The organism is Bifidobacterium sp. MSK.17.10 (assembly GCF_019129655.1).
GTDB lineage: Bacteria > Actinomycetota > Actinomycetes > Actinomycetales > Bifidobacteriaceae > Bifidobacterium > Bifidobacterium adolescentis.
Map to the genome: position 1 here is coordinate 26931 of NZ_JAHOJD010000012.1, position 19518 is coordinate 46448.

General features: G+C 57.4%; 15 protein-coding genes and 1 pseudogene. 11 read left to right on the top strand and 5 right to left on the bottom strand.

Features of this window, described 5'->3' with window-relative positions; translation table 11 throughout:
• Positions 1-114 precede the first annotated feature (114 nt).
• The 4 genes from KSX58_RS09490 (at position 115) to KSX58_RS10555 (ending at position 3766) form a co-directional block, all read left to right on the top strand.
• Positions 115-1050, top strand: coding sequence for a carbohydrate ABC transporter permease (locus tag KSX58_RS09490; RefSeq protein WP_217736223.1), 936 nt, complete (start codon positions 115-117; stop codon positions 1048-1050).
• Positions 1051-1111: 61 nt separating this feature from the next.
• On the top strand, positions 1112-1990 hold the full coding sequence (locus KSX58_RS09495; protein ID WP_021913101.1) for a carbohydrate ABC transporter permease: 879 nt from the start codon (positions 1112-1114) through the stop codon (positions 1988-1990).
• 186 nt (positions 1991-2176) lie between these two features.
• Positions 2177-3307, top strand: coding sequence for a glycoside hydrolase family 172 protein (locus KSX58_RS09500; RefSeq protein ID WP_011743881.1), 1131 nt, complete (start codon positions 2177-2179; stop codon positions 3305-3307).
• 333 nt (positions 3308-3640) lie between these two features.
• A complete protein-coding gene (locus KSX58_RS10555) occupies positions 3641-3766 on the top strand; it encodes a hypothetical protein (protein ID WP_256134736.1) in 126 nt (41 codons plus the stop codon).
• Between the two features lie 384 nt (positions 3767-4150).
• On the opposite strand, the gene KSX58_RS09505 is transcribed toward KSX58_RS10555, so the two are convergent.
• Positions 4151-5422: an MFS transporter gene (locus KSX58_RS09505; RefSeq protein WP_046999738.1), complete on the bottom strand. Its 1272-nt coding sequence runs from the start codon at positions 5420-5422 to the stop codon at positions 4151-4153.
• 99 nt (positions 5423-5521) lie between these two features.
• Here KSX58_RS09505 and rlmB point away from each other — a divergent pair, with 99 nt between their 5' ends.
• Complete coding sequence (gene rlmB, locus KSX58_RS09510; RefSeq protein ID WP_039776005.1) at positions 5522-6517, top strand: 23S rRNA (guanosine(2251)-2'-O)-methyltransferase RlmB; 996 nt, start codon at positions 5522-5524, stop codon at positions 6515-6517.
• A 69-nt stretch (positions 6518-6586) separates the two neighbouring features.
• On the opposite strand, the gene KSX58_RS09515 is transcribed toward rlmB, so the two are convergent.
• Both KSX58_RS09515 and KSX58_RS09520 read right to left on the bottom strand, forming a co-directional pair.
• Positions 6587-7996 carry a DUF4032 domain-containing protein gene (locus tag KSX58_RS09515; protein WP_033500195.1) on the bottom strand — a complete coding sequence of 470 codons (1410 nt, stop codon included), beginning with the start codon at positions 7994-7996 and terminating at the stop codon, positions 6587-6589.
• A 246-nt stretch (positions 7997-8242) separates the two neighbouring features.
• Positions 8243-9370, bottom strand: coding sequence for an ABC transporter ATP-binding protein (locus KSX58_RS09520; protein ID WP_003806539.1), 1128 nt, complete (start codon positions 9368-9370; stop codon positions 8243-8245).
• 287 nt (positions 9371-9657) lie between these two features.
• Here KSX58_RS09520 and KSX58_RS09525 point away from each other — a divergent pair, with 287 nt between their 5' ends.
• A complete protein-coding gene (locus tag KSX58_RS09525; protein ID WP_055309309.1) occupies positions 9658-10413 on the top strand; it encodes a LytTR family DNA-binding domain-containing protein in 756 nt (251 codons plus the stop codon).
• A gap of 83 nt (positions 10414-10496) precedes the next feature.
• Positions 10497-11864 carry an ATP-binding protein gene (locus KSX58_RS09530; RefSeq protein WP_229026256.1) on the top strand — a complete coding sequence of 456 codons (1368 nt, stop codon included), beginning with the start codon at positions 10497-10499 and terminating at the stop codon, positions 11862-11864.
• 14 nt (positions 11865-11878) lie between these two features.
• Here KSX58_RS09530 and KSX58_RS09535 read toward each other — a convergent pair whose 3' ends face one another.
• Positions 11879-13192, bottom strand: coding sequence for a chloride channel protein (locus KSX58_RS09535; protein ID WP_229043491.1), 1314 nt, complete (start codon positions 13190-13192; stop codon positions 11879-11881).
• Positions 13193-13589: 397 nt separating this feature from the next.
• Between KSX58_RS09535 and KSX58_RS09540 the strand changes: the two are divergent.
• The 3 genes and pseudogenes from KSX58_RS09540 to KSX58_RS09550 form a co-directional block, all read left to right on the top strand.
• Positions 13590-13718 (top strand): annotated as a pseudogene (locus tag KSX58_RS09540) (pyridoxal phosphate-dependent aminotransferase); the annotation flags it as partial.
• A 357-nt stretch (positions 13719-14075) separates the two neighbouring features.
• Positions 14076-15005 (top strand): alpha/beta hydrolase, encoded by a 930-nt coding sequence (locus KSX58_RS09545; protein WP_034983920.1) that lies wholly within the window; start codon positions 14076-14078, stop codon positions 15003-15005.
• Positions 15006-15016: 11 nt separating this feature from the next.
• Entirely contained in the window at positions 15017-16258 is a 1242-nt protein-coding gene (locus KSX58_RS09550) for an MFS transporter (RefSeq protein WP_227561805.1), read from the top strand.
• Here the strand turns inward: KSX58_RS09550 and KSX58_RS09555 are convergent.
• The gene (locus tag KSX58_RS09555) at positions 16255-17226 is read right to left on the bottom strand and encodes a sugar-binding transcriptional regulator (RefSeq protein ID WP_217736224.1); all 972 of its coding nucleotides are present in this window, start codon (positions 17224-17226) and stop codon (positions 16255-16257) included. The genes KSX58_RS09550 and KSX58_RS09555 overlap by 4 nt on opposite strands.
• A gap of 238 nt (positions 17227-17464) precedes the next feature.
• On the opposite strand from KSX58_RS09555, the gene KSX58_RS09560 reads away from it, so the two are divergent.
• Complete coding sequence (locus KSX58_RS09560) at positions 17465-19390, top strand: alpha/beta hydrolase (RefSeq protein ID WP_171025003.1); 1926 nt, start codon at positions 17465-17467, stop codon at positions 19388-19390.
• Positions 19391-19518: the final 128 nt, after the last annotated feature.

Below are 19518 nucleotides of genomic sequence, written 5' to 3' on the forward strand. Positions count from 1 at the left end.
ACCAACCCTTTCCTCCCCCATACATTCCGCACGTCGCATCGCGCCAAATCGTGCGTCATCACAGAACAATCCATCGGAAATCCCTCGGATCATCAATATTTCAAAGGACTTGCAATGTCTCAAAAGACCAAGCACGAAGCCTCCATGTCGAGACTTCCCGGCAACCGCTCCGCGAAATTCGTTCCATACCTCATCCCCGGCCTCATCGGTCTGTTCGCGGTAGTTATTGTTCCGTTCATCTGGAACATCTACCTGAGCTTCACCCGCTGGCGTGGCGTCGGTCCCGTCAAGTGGGTCGGCCTGAAAAACTGGAAACGCCTGTTCTCCGATTCGACGTTCTGGATTTCCTTCGCTAACTCGTTCTGGATCATCGTGGCTATCGTGGTCATCCCTACCATCCTCGGCCTGTTCATCTCGTCTCTGCTCACCGACGTGATCCAAAAGAAGTTCGGCGGCAAAACCGCTTCCTTCCTGCGCGCGCTGTTCTATTTGCCGCAGCTGCTTCCGGTGGCCGTCGCCGCAATCATCATGGGCTGGATCTTCCGTCCGGAGGACGGTGCCGTCAACGCACTGCTCGCCAAGATCGGCTTGGGTGCATTGCAGCACAACTGGCTGGGCAGCCCTGACAGCGCACTGCCGATCCTCATGTTCATCCTGGTGTGGATCCAGCTCGGCTACCCGATCGTCATCTTCATGTCGGGCCTGCAGCGCGTCGATCCGGAACTCTACGAGGCCGCAGGTCTTGACGGCGCCAACTGGTGGCAGAAGTTCCGCGTGGTCACCCTGCCGTCCATCATCCCTGAACTGCTGGTGGTCATCCTCACCGCAACCATCGGCGCACTGAAGACCTTCGCTCCGGTCTACCTGCTCACCAAGGGCGGTCCGGGCACCTCCACCACGGTTCCGTCGTACTACTCCTACAACCAGTTCTTCCAGGTGCAGCAGGTGGGCTACGGTGCCGCAATCTCCACAGCGCTGACTGTGGTAATCATCGTCTTCTCCATCGTGTTCACCCTCGTGCAGAAGCACGTCGAGAAGGAACTCGTCTGAGAGAAAACCCGAAAAACAATCGCAAGAACATACTAAAAATCCGAAAAGCAAAGGTGCCATCATGACTTATTCCATGTCCACGGCCGCCGCGCGCAAGGCCTCGAAGAAAACGCAGCACGTGCGTTCCGCAGGTGACTGGATCACCCTGATCCTGCTCGTCGCCGGAGCTCTGCTCGTCCTGTTCCCGCTGCTCGTCCTGACCGTCAACGCGTTCAAGACCTCCGCCGATTACAACGCCACCGGCCCGCTCTCCCTGCCGAAGCACTTCACCATGGAGGGCATCATCTCCTTCTGGACTACCACCAACTTCCCGCTGAAGTTCTGGAACAGCTTCATCATCTCCCTAGTGGTGGCTGTCGCGGCGGTCGTGCTGTCGGTGCTCAACTCCTTCGCGCTCGGCATCGGCAAGGTCAAGGGCAACACCTGGATCGTGCTCGGCATCATGCTCGCCAACATGATGCCGCAGGAAGCGCTGCTCTACCCGCTGTACACCATGTTCAAGCAGGTCGGTCTGTACAACACCAAACTCGCGATCATCATCATCTTCACCATCATCCAAAGCGCCTACGGCACCTATCTGCTGTCCTCCGTATACGGCACGTTCCCGCAGGCCATCCTTGAGGCCGCAGCCATCGACGGCGCATCCCGCTGGCAAATCCTGCGCAAGGTGGTGCTGCCAATCTCTTGGCCGACCATCAGCGTGCTGTTTGTGTTCTTCTTCGTGTGGACGTGGAACGAATACATGATCCCAATGGCGTTCCTCATGGGAGATAATGTGCAGACCATTCCGCTGGCACTCGCCACCCTGCAGGGCCAGCGCACGATGGAAGCAACCACGTTGGCTTCGGCATCACTGCTGAGCATCATCCCGACCATCATCTTCTTCATCATCTTCCAGCGCAAGCTGTCGCAGGGTATCACCGCCGGTGCAGTGAAGTAACGCGACCCAACAACGCTGGGATGTTGTGAAATAACGCAAAAATAGATACAACCGGCCGCGGCGGCTTTCAGCACCGTGGCCGGCATTATCGACGCGCCCACCGCAAGGGGGATCTACGATAGTCGGCAGTGGTAGGCGGCGCACCCATTTCCGCGTTTCCCAAGCTGTTTAACAAAGGAGAGAACAATGAATACTATGGCGACTTCCGGTTTCGGCAACGGTGCCCTCGATTCGCTAGCAATCGCGACGGACCACGGCCGTACACGTTGCGTCAACGCCGAAAACCCGACCGGCGGCAAGGGCACTGCAGCCACCGCCGCCAGCGCGCTCGGCCCGTCACGTAAGGGCAGCCCTTGCATCCAGACGATCAAGGCGGGCGATTCGGTCACGCTGATGGACGTCGATGGCCCGGGCGTGATTCGCCACATTTGGATGACGGTCACCGACCGCACTTCCCCGACCGGTCCGAACGTACTGCGCAATCTCATCCTCGAATTCTATTGGGATGGCGAGGAGACGCCGTCCGTGCAGTGCCCGATCGGCGATTTCTTCTGCTGCGGTCACGCACAGGCCTGCCGTATCAATTCCATCCCGATCATGGTGGTGCCAAATCGAGGTTTCAACTGCTATTTCGCCATGCCGTTCGAGCACGCGCGCATTGTGCTGCGCAACGATCACAACGAGGACGTGCCGGCCTTCTTCTACCAAATCGACTACACGGAATACGACGCGCTGCCAGCCGATGCGATGCGCTTCCATGCGCAGTGGCGCCGCGAACGCGTCACCGAAATTGCCCGTGACTACACGATTCTCGACAATGTGCACGGCCATGGCGCGTACATCGGCACCTACCTTGCGCTGACCGCGCTGGAAAGCCGCTGGTGGGGCGAAGGCGAAGTCAAAATGTACATCGACGGCGATGAACAGTACCCGACGTGGTGCAGCACCGGAGCGGAAGACTACTTCGGCGGCGCGTGGAGTTTCGCCGACTTCGACGAGCATGGCCGCATGCGCGAGAACACGTTCACCGGACCGTACCTAGGATTCCCGTTCTATTCGCAGCGTCTTGCCGCGCACCGCGAAAGCGACTACTGGGATGTGGCCACACCCGTCATGCGCGGCCTGTACCGCTGGCACATTCCGGATCCGATTTATTTCGATTCTGACCTGCGCGTCACCTGGCAGCAGATCGGCACCGAGGAAGCCGGCAATTTCGAGCGGCAGGATGACGTCGCGTCGGTGGCATACTGGTACCAGCTTGAACCGCACACGCCGTTCGATCCAATCGGTGACCGTCACTTCCGTCAGCCCCGCTGATTTACGATTATTCCGCTGATTTACGCCGATATCGCCGTATCGCGCGTTGACATGGGAATGGATATGTTCCGTCTCGTGTCAGCGTACGATACGGCGATTGTGTTGTTATGCGGGCACAGTAATCACATTTTCTTCAAGATAACCCGATGATTTTACAATAGAAATGACGATTGCGGCATGCCAGACGCATACCGACGTGCGTATAGTAAAGGCACAACAGAAAAACAACAGAAGAACGAAGAACAAGAAAAACAACACAATAGCGACGCACCGCACGATGTAGAGAAGAAAAAAAGAAGCAAGAAACCAGGCGGTCGTCCGAAAGGAAACATCATGAAGAACAACGACACTTTCAACCAGATCCTCAACTCCAACCTCGCTTCCATCGATCCGGGCTTCGGCCAGTTCGCACTTGCCAAGGCTTCCGCTGATCTGATGAAGAAGGTCCTCAACAAGTAAGACCTTCAAGCAGGAAGGCAAGCCGAACCGCGTCAGGCCATCTCTTTGAAACAGACCGCGTGAGGCAAGGCACCGCCGCAGCGAACGCTGCGGCACCGATTCTCTTCTTTCCGATTTTTTAAATCGCATAGCGGGAGGCCGCGATTCCAACCGAATCGCGGCCTCCCGCTTTTTCATACGCGCACATGCACCCCTGTCTTGCCGGCAATGTCCATTATTTGTGCCACACAATCACGCCAATACATCGCTTTCCGTCAACTTCGCACGAACTTAACAGCAACTTACCAGCGAACTTAACAGATGCGAAGTTGCCGTTAAGTTATGTTAAGTTGTCTGGCAAGTTCGGTGGCGTATCTACCGCACGCCACCTGCGCAGCGCAACCGCTACAGTTCCTCCATCGCAAGATTGCGGGCTGCGGCGCGTTCGCGGGGGCCGCGCGTCACGTAGAAGCCGATCGCCACAATTACGAACATCACCGTGCAGCAGGTCCACAGCACGTGACTGCCGAACGCGTTCAAAATCCAGCCTCCGACAAGCGGCGAAAACGCGTTGGATAGCGACCACACCAGGTTGTACAAGCCCTGATACGTGCCGCGTACATCCTTCGGCGCGATGTTCGCCACCGTCGTAGCGGCAATCGGGAATGTGCCTAGCTCGCCGAGCGTCCATAGCACGGTCGCAATCGCGAACGTCGCCCACGAATTCGCACCAATCTGGAACGCGTAGCCAACCGCGGTAATGGACATGCCCAGCACCAGCACACGGGTGTTGCTCATGCGCTGGAACAGTGCGATCGCAGGAATCTGCAGCAGGCACAGAATGCCGCCGTTAATGGTCAGCAGGCTGGAATATTCGTCCGTGCCGAGACCGATCTGCGTCATGGAAATCGGCAAGCCGCTGACAATCTGGTAATACGCCAGCGTGTACAGGAACATCAGCACCACCATCGACATGAGCGCTTTGTCGGTGCAGGCGCGACGGTAGCTACGCCAGATGGAGAATTGTTGCGATCGCTGCGATTCCGCCGCTTCCGCAGGCTGTTCCACAACTTGTTTCACAGACGATTTCGCAGCACGCCCGCCAATTCCAGCTTCCTTGAAAAACACAATCATCAGCAACGTCGCGAACACCAGCACCGCCGCTTCCGCATAAAACATCAGCGAATAGGAGATTTTGACCAGCTGGTTGGCGATGATCGGGCCGATCGCAAAACCAAAATTCGCGGCCCACGTCTGCAGCGAATACGCGCGCTTTTGCTTGCGGAACGGCACCACGTCGGAAACGTAGGCCGCGACCGCGGGCGTTGGCATGGAGGAAATCGCGCCGTAAATCAGCAGCGCAATCGCCATAATCCATGGATTGCCGATAAACGCCAGCAACACCAGCATCACGGCGGAACCGAGGTTGCCGATGACGATCATCGCCGGCCGGCCGAACCGATCGGACAGCGCACCCCCGTACAGGCAGCCGAAAATGCCGCCGAAGCCATACATGGAGACGATCGTGCCGGCAACGCCCGCACTCACGTGCATGTCGGACACGAGATACATGGAAAGAAACGAGGTGACGAAACGGCCCATCCACAAAATAAGCAGCGTGACCCACAGGCCCCAGAACATGATGGGCAGTCCGAAAAACTCTCTCTTCTTTTCCATTCTTTTCATCATACTTGGCCGACCGCCTGCAGCCGAGCCGCTTTTCTGAAGCGCTTTTCCCGAGGCACTTTTCCCGGGGTGCTGGGACAATAGACGGTTATGGGAGCAATGAAAAAAGGACCGACCAAGGGGTCGGGCGGAAAGCATCGTAACGCGCTGAAGGGCAAGGGGCCGACCCCCAAGGCCGAAGATCGCGTATATCACAAGGCTTACAAGGCGAAGAAGGCGGCGGATCGCCGCAAGATGGCCGATCCACGACTGGCCGCACGCCGTCGAGCGGCGAAGTTCACGTCGGAATCCGACGATCTGGTCATCGGTCGTAACGCGGTGCTTGAGGCGCTGCGTTGTGGCGTGCCGGCAACCACGCTGTATGTGGCGGCACGTATCGAGCATGACGATCGCACGCGCGAAATCGTGCGTCTCGCCGGCATCCACGGACTGCATCTGCTGGAAGCCGACAGGCTCGAAATGGACCGTATCGCACGCTCGTCGAACCATCAGGGCGTGGTGCTGAAGGCGCAACCGTTCCAGTATTCCTCGCTGGCAGAGCTCGTGGACCGCGCCGATAAGAAGGCGCGTGCCATGGAAGCAGCCGATTCGGAAAGCGCGCGCATCGCGGCACGTCCGCTGTTCATCGCGCTCGACGGCGTCACCGATCCGCAGAACCTCGGCGCGGTCATCCGTTCCGCGGCCGCATTCGGCGCGAATGGTGTGATTCTGCCGGAGCGCCGTTCCGCTTCGGTCACGGCCGCCGCATGGAAGGTGTCCGCGGGCGCCGCCGCGCACATGCCGGTGGCACGCGTGGTGAATCTGACCAAGGCGATCGAAAGCCTGAAGGAACGTGGCTACTACAGCGTCGGCCTTGACGGCGGCGGTGACGCGCTCGTCGGCGAAACCGGCTTCGAAACCGATCCGCTGGTGGTTGTGCTCGGCTCGGAAGGCAACGGCCTGAGCCGTCTGGTACGAGAGGCGTGCGATTCCATCGCCGGCATTCCGATGTCGAATATGGTCGAATCGCTGAACGCCTCCGTGGCAGCGGGCATCACGTTGTATGCCGTGGCACGCGCCCGTCGCGAGGCCGCAGCAGCCAAGTAATCGTTTATTACGATATTTATGAAAAAGCTCAAGCCTTGTGGCTTGAGCTTTTTCATATGCCATTAACGGCTAATGGCTCCACACCGCAGCGTCCGGATCATCGTCCGGGTTGTAGCCGTCCTCGTCGGTGCCGTAAGTGTATTCGTCATCGATCACGCCGGAATCGGCCTCGGCGTTCAGCGCGTCGACATCCTTCGAATCGAGCTTGTACTGCGGCAGCACGTTCTCCACATAGCTCTTCACGGCTTCGGTCATGGACACGTCGTGGCCGGCCTTCTCCGCAAGGAACCAACGATGGTCGAGTACCTCATGGAAGAACTGCGCCGGCTCGATCTGGGAGCGGTATTCGCGCGGAATCATGCGCACGGTCGGCTCGAACACCTCGCGCATCCAGTCGGTGGCCACGATTTCGAGATCCTCGCCATCACGCCACGTGGAGGTGCGGTAGGCGTCCAGATCGTTGAGCAGACGGCGGGCCTGGTTCTCCTGCACGTCAAGACCGGTCAGTCGCAGCAGCTTGCGGTTGGCGTAGCCGGCGTCCACCACGCGCGGACGCACCAGCACGCGCTTGCCGTCCTCGGCGGTCTTCATTTCCAGCTCGTCCACGTCGAAGCCCAGTTCGTTGAGCTTATTGACGCGCTTTTCGATCTTCCACATCTCGTCCGGGCTGAACTTGTCGGTGTCGGTCAGCGCGCTCCACAGCGAATGGTAGCGGTCCACCAGGCGGTTTCCGATTTCGATTTCGTCCACGTTGCTCGGCAGCAATGCGCCGGAAGACAGATCCATCAGTTCGCCGATGATGTTCGTACGGGCCAAATCCACATCGTATTCACGCTGGCCTTCGGTGAGGTTCACCTGCAGATCGCCGGTTTCGGCGTCCACCAGGAACGCGGAGAAAGCGTCGGCGTCACGCAGGAACAGCACGTTAGACAGGGACACATCGCCCCAATAGAAGCCGGCCAGGTGCAGACGCACCATCAGCACGGCAAGCGCGTCGATGAGTCGTTCGGCGGTGTCGGGACGCAGGTTGCGGGCGAACAGCGCGCGGTACGGCAGCGAGAATTTCAGATGCTTGGTGACCAGGATGGCTTCCAGCGGCTCACCTTGCGCATTATGGCGGCCGGTGACCACGGCGATCGGCTGCACGGTAGGCAGTTCCAGCTTCTGCAGTCGGCGCAGCAGCTCGTATTCGCGTTCCGCCACGTTGCGTGTGATTTCCTTCATGGCGTAGACTTCGTCGCCCACGTGCACGAAACGCACCACGTGCCTGGAGATGCCTCGCGGCAGGTTGACCAGCAGGTCCTCAGGCCATGTTGCCAGCGGCTTCTCCCACGGCAGCGTGAACATCTTCGGATTCGAACTCGCGGCGGTGATCTTCAACGCCTGCGGCTCCGGGCTCTGCGCTGCGGGGTCCTCGGCCTTCACGGAAGTGGCCTTAAGCACACGGGGATCCATCTGTGGCAATTCATGTGATTCCATAGCTCTTCAATTTACCCGCTGACCTACCCACGGCAGGCGGCAAAGGGACTACGAGTGTCACGATGAGAACAGCGGGAAAAGAAAAGCCCCGCACCAACGCGGGGCTTTTCCAACGAGACAATAAGAGAGGAAAGAGAATGTCTCGTTTAATGGTTGACGGACGTTTGCACATCCGCCAAGTATTGGTTCAACCACCCGCCAAGCGTTCCATAAGGAACGCCCGACGGTTGGTTACTCGTTATCGTCTCAGTTCAGACGCAGCTCGGTGGACGGAGCGAACAGGTGCATCTTGGACGGGTCGATCTTGATCTTGACGGTATCGCCGACCTTCGGAAGAGCACGCGGGTTCACGCGGATCGTGGTGAGCTTGTTCTGATCGGACATCATGGTGGACGCCTCAGCAGCGGAGCCATCGGTGATGATGTTGCCGTAGATGTAGCCGTCGGAGCCCAGATCCTCAACGTTCATGACCTTGAGGGAGAAGGCGTTGGCCTCATCCGGGGCAGCCAAGGAGGCGTCTTCCGGACGGAAGCCGACCACAATCTGGCCGTTGTCTTCGGCGGTGAGCTTGTTGACGGCCTCAGTCGGCAGATCCACGGTGTCCTCGCCGATCTTTGCCTTGCCGTTGACCACCGGGTGGGTGTTGATGTTCATCGACGGGGAGCCGATGAAGCCAGCGACGAAGACGTTGGCCGGACGATCGTACAGCTCAGTCGGAGCGCCGACCTGCTGCAGAATGCCGAGCTTGATGACGGCGATACGATCACCCATGGTCAGAGCCTCGGTCTGATCGTGGGTCACGTACAGGGTGGTGACACCCAGCTGACGCTGCAGAGCGGCGATCTGGGTACGGGTCTGCACACGGAGCTTGGCGTCGAGGTTGGACAGCGGCTCATCCATGAGGAAGACCTTCGGCTCACGGACGATTGCACGGCCCATAGCCACGCGCTGACGCTGACCACCAGACAGAGCCTTCGGCTTACGATCGAGGTACTCGGTCAGGTCGAGGATCTCAGCGGCCTTCTCGACGCGCTTGCGGATCTCTTCCTTCGGGGTGCCGGCGATCTTCAGGGCGAAGCCCATGTTGTCGGCGACGGTCATGTGCGGATACAGAGCGTAGTTCTGGAACACCATTGCGATGTCGCGGTCCTTCGGCTGCATCGTGGTGACGTCCTTGCCGCCGATGAGGATGCGTCCCTTGTTGACCTCTTCGAGGCCTGCGAGCATACGCAGGGTCGTAGACTTACCGCAACCAGACGGGCCGACCAGCACCAGGAATTCGCCATCCTTGATGTCGAGGTTCAGATCATCCACAGACGGCTTGTCATTGCCCGGGTAGATACGAGTAACATGGTCGAATACGACTTCTGCCATGATTTGTCATCCTTTCAGAGGCAGGTACGTGCCTCACGATCCGTTGTAAAGGGATTTTTGTTCGGTGCCCATCCTCGCGGCTTACTACTTTGACAAAGCCACAATTCAAAGCGTTTACTTATTTGGTTTGGCGAAGATCTCTTCGTTGAGCCATGACCTACTATACACACCCAAACCGAATCGTCAATGCGTGTCGCGGGTTTTCACCGCTCAAAACAGTCTATTAGGGGGTTATCATCCCCTCAAATCGATGGTTTTTCATCACAATATCCTCATTCCGCGAGAGAATGGACGGTAGTCTGAACGGTGAGACGTGGAGGTTCATCGTGCGCAATATCCGAATCGGAGTCGTCGAGGACGACCCTGCAAGCTGCCAATTGGTACTCGATTACCTCAATCGCTACCAAAGCGAGACCGGCGAGCAATTCACCGTCTCCGTATTCGACGACGGCGCGCGCATCGTGGAAAAATACAGCCCCGTCTACGACATTCTGCTGCTCGATATCGAAATGAAGGAAATGGACGGCATGGAAGCCGCCCGTCGCATCCGCGAGCGCGACGACAAGGTGGTGATCATCTTCATCACGGCCGCGCCGCAATACGCCATCAGCGGATATGAGGTGCGCGCGCTGTCGTACCTGCTCAAGCCGCTGCCGTGGTTCGCGTTCTCGCAGGAACTGAAGAAGTCGATCGACATGGTGCGGCGCAATGACGACGATTCGATGCTTATCGACACCGGCAAAGGGCAGATGCGCCTGAATCTGGCGGATATTCTGTATTTGGAGTCGATTCGGCACACCATCGTCATCCATACGCTTGACGGCAAGCTGTCCATCAACGGCACGCTCAAGGATATGGAAGCTAAGCTTGCCGACTACCATTTCTTCCGCTCGAACTCCTGTTATCTGGTCAATCTCAAGCATGTGACGGGCGTGGCGGATCAGGATTGCATCATGTCGAACGGCGAGCAGCTGCGCGTGAGCCGGCCGCGCAAGAAAGCGTTTCTGACAGCGCTGACCGATTACATGGGCGGCGGCAGATGATCGGGGCGATCGCAGGCATCGCGCATATCGCAAATATCGTGAATATCGCAGATGCCACAAATGCCGCACACATTGTGCACGTGTTGGCGGCGTCGGTACCGTCGACGGTGCCGGTCACCCACACCTTGCCCGACATTCCCCGTTCGTATACCGCCATCTGCGAATGGGCGGCGTGCATGGTGTACATCGCGGTGCTGTACCGACGTGTGCCGTTGCGTCGTTCCATCATCGTCAGCGCGGTCGGTCTACCCGCGATCGTCGCCGTGCAGTATTTCGACGGCAGTATGCCGATCTGGTTTTGGATCGTCGGCATGCTGCTCGCCTTCGGCTGCATGTACCTGACGATTCTGTTCGGTGCCGGCACCGGCAAGCGCGAAGGGCTGTACATCACGGCACGCGCGTTCGTGCTGGCGGAACTGGTGGCGTCGCTGCATTGGCAGATCGTCGCGTTCATCGGCACACATGACGCTCAAGCCACTTCATACGGTGTGCAGGCCATCGTCATGCTCATCGTCATCTACGCGCTGTGTTTCGGCCTGGCATGGCTGGTGGAACGCGGCAATTTCAGCCAAACCACACCCACGCTACCGACCGCCTCCGCGGCAACCGCGACGGTGGCCATCACCATCGTCACCTTCGCCATGAGCAATCTGAGCTTCGTTTCGACCAATACGCCATTCTCCGGTTCGATGGGCCAGGAAATCTTCTATATCCGCACACTGGTGGATTTCTGCGGATTCGCGATTCTATACGCGCAACAGGAGCAGGCTCGGCGCATTGAAGCGAGCGCGGAAATCGCGTCAATCAACGCGCAGCTGGAAAGCCAGCATCAGGAGTACCTGCAGTCGAAGGAGAACATCGAATCGCTTGGTCGGCTTGCGCACGATCTGAAGCATCAGATCGCGGCATTGCGTGCCGAAGTCGATCCTGAGCACGCGGCGGCAGGATTCGAGCAGCTGGAGAAGTCGGTGCAGCGCTACAGCGCCCAGCAGCATACCGGCAATCCCGTGCTCGACGTCATCCTCACCACAAAAGAGCGCACTTGCGCCGATCGTGGCATCACGTTCACCGCCGTGGCGGACGGCTCGCTGCTGGACGGTATGTCGTCGATGGACATCGCATCGCTATTCGGCAACGCGCTCGACAATGCGATTGAAGCGACGTTGAAACTGCCGAATCCGGAACAGCGACTTATCAAACTGGCTTTGTTCGAACAAAATCACTTTATTGTGATTCGCGTTGAGAATTATTACGATTCCCGACTAAGCAAAGACGCCGACGGCAACCTGCGTACCACGAAGCGCGACGACCAGCATCGGCATGGTTTCGGCGTGAAGTCGATTCGGCACATCGCGCAGCAGTATGGCGGCGAAGTGACGATCCGCACCGACAACCACTGGTTCGTGCTGACCGCGCTCATCCCCCGCCGCACCGGCCTCATGGCCATGTAGGAGGGGTACGCAGATTACCGCTTGACGGGGGTACTTGGACGTGGCAAATGCAGGGCGGCTAAGGGGGCGGCCAGGCGGGAGGCGGTGAAGGCGCTGACGGCTACGGCGAAGCCGATGGGGACGAACAGGTTGATCGGGGCATCGGCCAATTCCATCACTAGGCAGATCGCCATCAGCGGAGCCTGCTGCGAGGCGGCGAGCAGCGCGCACGCACCCAGCAGCGCGTACATGCCGATCGAATTCGTATGGAACATCTGCATCCACAGAATGCCCAGCATCGCACCACCGGACGCGCCCAACGCGATGCCCGGCTGCAGCACGCCGCCGGACGCGCCGGAACGGATCGTCAGCAAGGTGACGATCGCCTTGGCCACAAAAGACAGCAGCAGCACCGGGATGACGGCCAGATCGGCCTTCGAGGAGAAACTCAGCTGCGCGGTGGCGCGACCGTTGCCCATGACCTGCGGCACGGCAATCGCCACAACGCCTGTCAATAGGCCAGCAAGCGGCATCATCCACAGAATGCCCGCTCCAGATGGCTTGTTCCGCTCCGCCCACTGGGAGCCGCGGCGGAACAGCGCGCCGGCGACGCCAAGCATCAGGCCGGCAATCAGCGCGAACAGCATGTAATCGGGGGTAAACAGGCCGTCCGCTTTGCCAATCAGGTAGAACACGTGCGTGCCTTTGACCAGGCTCGCCACCCATGAGGCGAGCGCCGAGCAGGCGAACGCGAGCGTGACCGTCTCGAGCGTCACGTCGGCGAGCAGGATCTCCACCGCGAAGAACGTGCCGGCGAGCGGCGCGTTGTAGACTCCCGCGAGACCGGCCGCGGCGGTAATGGCCACCAGCATACGCGTGTCCTTCGCGCCGAGACGCACCCAGCGGGCGAATCGTTGGCCGAACATCGCGCCAAGTTCGCGAGGCGCCACTTCGCGGCCGATCGACATGCCGGTACCGACGATGAAGATCTGCAGCAGCACATGCACGATGGTCTGCCAGACCGGCATGATTGCGCCACCGACGGCTTTCTTGACGGATGGCACTTCTGTGGTACGCGTGCGCAGCAGCCACCACATCACGGCCGCGATGGAGGCGCCGACCGTCACGGAGATCGCACGACGGATGGCGGGCACGTTGAACGGACCGGATTCATGCGCATTCTCGATGTATCCAAGCGCGAAACGTTCGACCTGGTACAGCATGAGCGTCAGCAAACCTGCGGCCGCGCCGATCGCGATGCCGACGACGGCCACCGCCGCGATCAGCGCCGGTATTCTGCCGATTTTCGGCTGCTGTTCCGCCTCGTCCTGCGATTGATCCGACACCATTGCCTCTCTCACGTTGTGTGTACCTCGTCTCCAGTCCGTCTCGTCATACGTGTTACCGCATCACCATCGTTCCACCGACGGCGGATTTATTCGCCAACATCCCCCACCAGAACATGAATTCCAATGTCAGTCACACAACTTGCGTCTGCATAGTGAACGGCCGATCAGGCTCGTCGTCCTCGGCAACAAGGCCGGCCACATCCGCCAAACACCATAAGGCGTACAGCGGCAGATTCATCGGCGGCAAATATATTGGAATATATAGCATTCAAGACACAAGATGCACAAAATAGACAATTTCAAAGGCTTGTTTTTGCACAAAACAGACGATTTCTGCCACAGCCAAAAGCAAGGAACCGGACCTCCACCATACCTTTCACCACCCACTGCCAGTACCGCCGTGGTGCCCGGCGAGGCATTCGGCGAGGAAGGGCAGGGATTCGTGCGATTGTCGTACGCCGGCGATGCGGATGAGTTGCGTAAGGGACTGCGTCGTATGTGCGATTTTGCGGAGAGGAATCGCTGACGCCGTCAGGTGCATGCCCGTCCTTCGTCGCGTTCACCCACTTTATTGTGTATGTTTACGATTTGTATAATCGTAAACATACACAACAAAATCATACGATGAAACGGCGGCACGTTGGACGGGGGATGGACTCCTAGCTATTCGAATGACTAGCCGTGCACAATAGCGCGTGAAGTCGGAGCCCATGACAACATCTACACTGTCATGAGCGCATAGGCAATCCGCCGTTCGACGTACTGACGAAATAGTTGGGATACTTGTCTGAATCGTAGGTTGCACATATGTGCAACTCCTAGACTGTTCGCGCTAGATACAGGCATACAGTATTCGTATCATACGCAACCAAGGTGGTGACATATGCTCAGCGAACCGGTGAAAGCATTATTTGAGTCCAACACCAACGCCCGTCATGCCGGCGACGCAGACAGACTCGCCAAAGAGCATAAGCCGAACGGAGTGCATGTACTGACGGATCTCCCATATGGCATTCCGGACCAACTGCGCAAATTGGACCTGTATCGTCCGGAAACACAACATGAACCTCTTCCGGTCATCATCGACTTCCATGGCGGGGGTCTCTACCATGGCGACAAACAAAATACCATGTGTCGCGATATGTATTTAGCGAAGTATGGGTTCGCCGTGGTCAATGCCAACTATCGGCTGGTCCCGCAAATTGGATTCCAAGGCCAACTACACGATGCGCTTGACGCAATTATCTGGACGAATGAGCACGCGCATGACTATGGCATGGATACGAATGCTCTGTTTCTGATTGGAGATTCCGCGGCCACCCTGCTTATCTTGTACCTCACCGCCGTACTCCATTCACCGGTCGTCGCGTCACAGCTTGGCATGAAGGAAGCCTGCGGAACCGCCCGCATCCTCGCCATTGCAGGATGCAGCGGCATGTATCGCTTCGAGGGAGGCGTGCATGGAACTGCAATGGGATACTATGCGGAAGGCTACTTTCCAACGCTGAAGGAACGAATTCGCATCTCCCCCTATCTTGATGTCGATCGCCTTGTAGTTGATGGCAATCTTCCGCCCTTCTATCTGCAGACCAGCACCGAGGATTATCTCGCGGACAACACTCTGGAATTCGCAAGAATCCTGCAATACCGCCATCATGATTATGAACTGCGATTACTCCCGAAAGGTCTTGACCACGCTCTCGTACACGACTTCGCAGTCAAGGAGGTCGGCCTGGAGCATAATGAGGAATCACAGCAAATCGTAAAAGAGGCGGCGACGTTCTTCAAACGGTACCGCCCAACGACCAGCTAGGAAAGGACGCTATGGAAGAACGGATTCGCTCCACCCGCTCCTCACTGGCAGTATTCGTAGGCTGCTGCGCCATGTCCTTCATCGGCTTCGCTCTCATCACCAACACTTCAGGGCTGTATTTCGACGCCATCAGCCGTGATTTACATGTGGGTCGAGCCAAGGTCAGCCTAACCGTATCGATTCGATTGATTTGCAGTGCCATCTCCATGGCCGCGTTCAGTCGCTTTTCACATCGCATTCGCTTGCGCCCCACACTTATCGGCTGCATTGGTATCTGCGCCGTGGGATTCCTGCTTTGCAGTCGGGCGTATGCCCTCTGGCAGTTCTATCTCGCATTCGCTGTGATGGGACTCGCCTATGTTATTCCGATAACGCTGATGCCACCCATTCTGCTTGCGGCATGGTTTCCCACTCATTTCGGCACGGTCCTTGGCATAACCGGCTGTTTGTCAGGATTGGGAGGAGCCATATTCAATCCTCTGATTTCGCACGTCATCGCGTCATATGGATGGCGATCGGCATATCTACTGACCGGTGCGATGCTGATGGTGCTGCTACTCCCCTGCTCCTACCTGCTTAAACCATATCCACATGGCAAGCTCGACACTGCGTCTGCCCCAAACGCCAAACCTGCGCATGATACACGGACGAAAAGCGGGCATCTCATCGGCATGCTTCGTTCACCGGCGTTTCTGCTGCTGTCAGCCGCCATGATTTTGTTGCAAATCGTATCCGGCATCAATCAGCATATTCCCGCGTACGGGATTTCCATCGGACTCACGCTTACACAGGCCGCTTGGGTGGTCACGGCCCGCATGATTGGAGCCAGCGTCGGCAAACTTGCCATAGGTTCGACGCTGGACCGTGTCAGACCGCAATTCGCAATCACGCTGTTTGCCGCCATCGGAACCACAGGATGGTTCAGTCTGCTTTTCGGAGCCAATATGGAAGTTGCGATCACTGCAAGTTTTCTGGCGGGAATCGGCCAATGCCTGCTCATGATTGCACTTCCCTGGAGCATACGCCGCGTATTCCCGGGAGATGATTATGCCCGCGCGCTGTCCGTCATCAACGCCACCGGCCAGCTGACCGTAGCCATCGCTACCACAGTTCATGGATTGATTTTCGACATGACCGGCGGATATGGAGCGTCATTGACGCTCAACGTGCTGTTGTACGTGCTGGCAGCAATTGCAATCATCACGGTGGCGCACGGGCATACCCAATCCTTCCAGCATCCTAACGGTGATTAGTCCATATCCAATAACAACTCAGCCATTCCCTGATTGGTAGCGAGTGCCGACATCAGTCCACCGACCAAGCATGCGTGCAGTGCCCGCGCACGCCACGTCTCCCAAGCGACTCCAATGACCAATGGAATGTCACGAAACCGTTCGAAATCGATGCTGATGGTGCGCTCACACAGACTGGTTCGCACATGATTGCCATGCATATCGATATGATGTCCGCAAATATGCCCGACCACTCCCTTTTCCTGCAACTCCCGTGCTACTGCAGCGTCTTCGAACGAATGGAAAATCCTCCCAGAATGCCCCTGCCGAATCGCTCCTACACCGACAATGGCGATATCGGCTCGGTTACCCAAAGCCAAAGTCATGGCAATCAGTTTCTCCGAACGCACAGCCTGCGCAACTTCCGCGGATCCCATAATCAACGGTGCAGGAAGCAACGAGTAAGCGCATCCCAGACGTTCTGCCATCATTCGGCAGATTTCCGGAGAATCAGTCAACGAGTTGGCGGAAGACAACGAACCCAGCATCTGAGTCACATGCGCACGAGGGTAGTCAAGGGGAGGCAAAGCTCTGATTGTCGCCGCCATCGGCGTCCCGGTCGATGTAACGATCAACGAATCCGGTTTGAGGTTTTCCACCAGCAGCTGCGCCGCACATTGAGACACTAGCGTCGATGCGATGCTGTCATCGTATGAATATGCGACGCGTACCGTTTTCAACCCGTATTTGTTCCGAAGATTCTCCTCAAGGGATTGCAATCGTTGCAATGGGTGCCCGATGGTAATCTGTACGATTCCGGTTTCCCGTGCTTCGGTGAGCATGCGTGACACCGATGACCGCGAATAGCCGACCTCTCCGGCAATCTGCGATTGATTGAGTCCCTCGTCATAATACATCTGTGATACACGAATCAGCTTTTCGATATGCTGTCTGGTCTGCATCGACGAAAGCGCGGAATCTTTGAACATATGTGCATGTTATCTCCAGTGTCCATACGAACACGCGCGATAAGCATACGTTTTAAGCCCATCATCAACCGATACTCCGGTAAACCAGCAGTGTGGCGAACTGCACATATTCTCATTCACATCCCAATGTCATTTCATCCTCAAATTAGTCTATAACCGGCTCCAGGAAGAACCGGGCCCCGCGTTACCGAAGGATGATCTTCGGGTGACGCGGAAGGAACAGAGGGAGAAAAATACCATGTCGAAAGTATGGCAATACTTGAAGCAGCATGCGTATGGCGCACTCACCATCGTTACGGTGTTGTTGTGCATTCTGGGCAGCTGCATCGCGAATCTGGCACAGACGGATTTCGGCAACGTCACCAAAGAGAATCTGACCATCGAAACATCATCCGGACATAGGCTCGGCATCAACATGCTCAAGCCCAAGACCGCCACCAACGACAAGCCGGCACCCACCATCGTGTTCGCACATGGCGGCAACGGTCTCAAGGAAAAGTGGGATCTATACCAGATCGAATGGGCACGTCGAGGCTTCGTCGTGTTCTCCTTCGATCTTTACGGACACGGCGACTCCGAGATTCTGAACAACACCGAATGGCTGGTCAACGGCCGTGGCCTGTATGACACGGTAAAGTACGCGACCACACTTCCATTCGTGGACAAGGACCAGATCGCCGTATCCGGCCAGTCCCGCGGAGGCAACACCATTCACGAGACGATCCTTCTTGACAACAAGGCCAAGAAGCAGCTGATCAAGGCCGTGCTGTACGTCAGCCGCGACGCCGTCTACAAAGACAACGAAACTCAGTCGTTCGGCTATGTGCCAGGCAAGACCACTTCAGCCCAGGCCGCCTCCAAGAATAACGGCGAGTACTTTAATTATTACGGCAATCGCAATGTAGGCATCATCGCCGGCAAATTCGACCAGTACTCCTTCAAGGAGACCGACAAGACGACCGGCAAGATGCTGCCGAATCCGGACTATCTCAAGCACAATAACGCCAAATCGTTCCTGAACTTCGGCATCACGCCTGACTCTTCGACTGCGGACGGCGTCAGCGGCAAGTACTATACGAAGAAGGTCGATGGCAAGGAAGCATTCCGTGTCATCTATCTGGAAAACGGCTTCCACACTTCGCAGCTCTTCCAGTCGTCTTCTACCGCAGCTGCCATGGAGTTCATGGTCAAAGCCTTCAATATGAACACCTCGTTGCAGTCGGGCGACCAGATCTACCAGTGGCGTATGATCGGCAGCACCATCGGTTTCATCGGCATGTTCATGTTCGCCGTGTTCTTCGCTCTGTGGCTCTCCCAGATGCCGCTCTTCAGGGGAACTTCTCGTGGCAATGCCGTCATGCGTATCGCGGAATCGCATCCGGGAACCAAGGCTTGGGCATGGGGCTGCCTTATCGTCAACACCCTGTTCGCCACCGTCAGCACGTTGTTCCTGTACTACAACGGCGTCGACACCCATATCGGCACATTCTTCAGGCAGGGGCAGGCACTGTTCGCAGGCTCCATGCTGGCGATTTCCTCTGTGTTCACCGCCATTGTCACCTACATCTGGTACCGCTGCTTCGCTAAGAAGAATGGTATGAACATCGATGAAATCGATTTGAAGACATCTGCTTTCAGCGTGTTCAAGACCATCATGCTGGCTCTCACCGTCACCGGCGGCACTCTGCTGTTGGTCTGGGGAGCGCAGTACTTCTTCAAGACGAACTTCTCGTTCCTGTACTGGGGCATCATGCCATTCGGCTCCTTCAAGATCGTGGACATGCTTAAGGTACTCCCGATCTTCCTGATTGGCTACGTGATTTCCTCCATCTTCATCAACTGCATGAACTACAACACTTCCTATGGCAAGAACAAGATCGTGAACATCCTGGTACTCGCTCTCGTCACCGCCGCCGTGCCGGCACTGGTGTCCGGCGCAGGCTGGGCCAAGTTCATGCTCACCGGTGTCAATGACCTGTTCGGTGCGGCCTACACCCGCATTCCGGACAGCATGTTCCTCACCGTATTCCTGCTGTTTATCACTCCGCTGACGGCTCGCGGCATCTATTCCAAGACCCGCAATCCGTACCTCGGTGGCATCATCAACGCGATTTTGGCCATGGTAATCACCTGCGTGAATTGCCAGGTCGTTTTCCCGGCCTGATCGCTAGATAGCACGGCATGACAAAGGGTGGTGGCTCATCGACTGAGTCACCACCCTTCTTATTTGCAAGGTACGCTACGCCTTCCAACGACATCAGGCGCGAAGCAGGCATGGAAAACCCGCCCGGA

Bases quoted from the DNA above. Each gene is read 5' to 3' on its own strand.
- KSX58_RS09490 (WP_217736223.1), top strand. From the start codon at position 115: ATGTCTCAAAAGACCAAGCACGAAGCCTCCATGTCGAGACTTCCCGGC.
- KSX58_RS09495 (WP_021913101.1), top strand. From the start codon at position 1,112: ATGACTTATTCCATGTCCACGGCCGCCGCGCGCAAGGCCTCGAAGAAA.
- KSX58_RS09500 (WP_011743881.1), top strand. From the start codon at position 2,177: ATGAATACTATGGCGACTTCCGGTTTCGGCAACGGTGCCCTCGATTCG.
- KSX58_RS10555 (WP_256134736.1), top strand. From the start codon at position 3,641: ATGAAGAACAACGACACTTTCAACCAGATCCTCAACTCCAACCTCGCT.
- KSX58_RS09505 (WP_046999738.1), bottom strand. From the start codon at position 5,422: ATGGAAAAGAAGAGAGAGTTTTTCGGACTGCCCATCATGTTCTGGGGC.
- rlmB (WP_039776005.1), top strand. From the start codon at position 5,522: ATGGGAGCAATGAAAAAAGGACCGACCAAGGGGTCGGGCGGAAAGCAT.
- KSX58_RS09515 (WP_033500195.1), bottom strand. From the start codon at position 7,996: ATGGAATCACATGAATTGCCACAGATGGATCCCCGTGTGCTTAAGGCC.
- KSX58_RS09520 (WP_003806539.1), bottom strand. From the start codon at position 9,370: ATGGCAGAAGTCGTATTCGACCATGTTACTCGTATCTACCCGGGCAAT.
- KSX58_RS09525 (WP_055309309.1), top strand. From the start codon at position 9,658: ATGGACGGTAGTCTGAACGGTGAGACGTGGAGGTTCATCGTGCGCAAT.
- KSX58_RS09535 (WP_229043491.1), bottom strand. From the start codon at position 13,192: ATGGTGTCGGATCAATCGCAGGACGAGGCGGAACAGCAGCCGAAAATC.
- KSX58_RS09545 (WP_034983920.1), top strand. From the start codon at position 14,076: ATGCTCAGCGAACCGGTGAAAGCATTATTTGAGTCCAACACCAACGCC.
- KSX58_RS09550 (WP_227561805.1), top strand. From the start codon at position 15,017: ATGGAAGAACGGATTCGCTCCACCCGCTCCTCACTGGCAGTATTCGTA.
- KSX58_RS09555 (WP_217736224.1), bottom strand. From the start codon at position 17,226: ATGTTCAAAGATTCCGCGCTTTCGTCGATGCAGACCAGACAGCATATC.
- KSX58_RS09560 (WP_171025003.1), top strand. From the start codon at position 17,465: ATGTCGAAAGTATGGCAATACTTGAAGCAGCATGCGTATGGCGCACTC.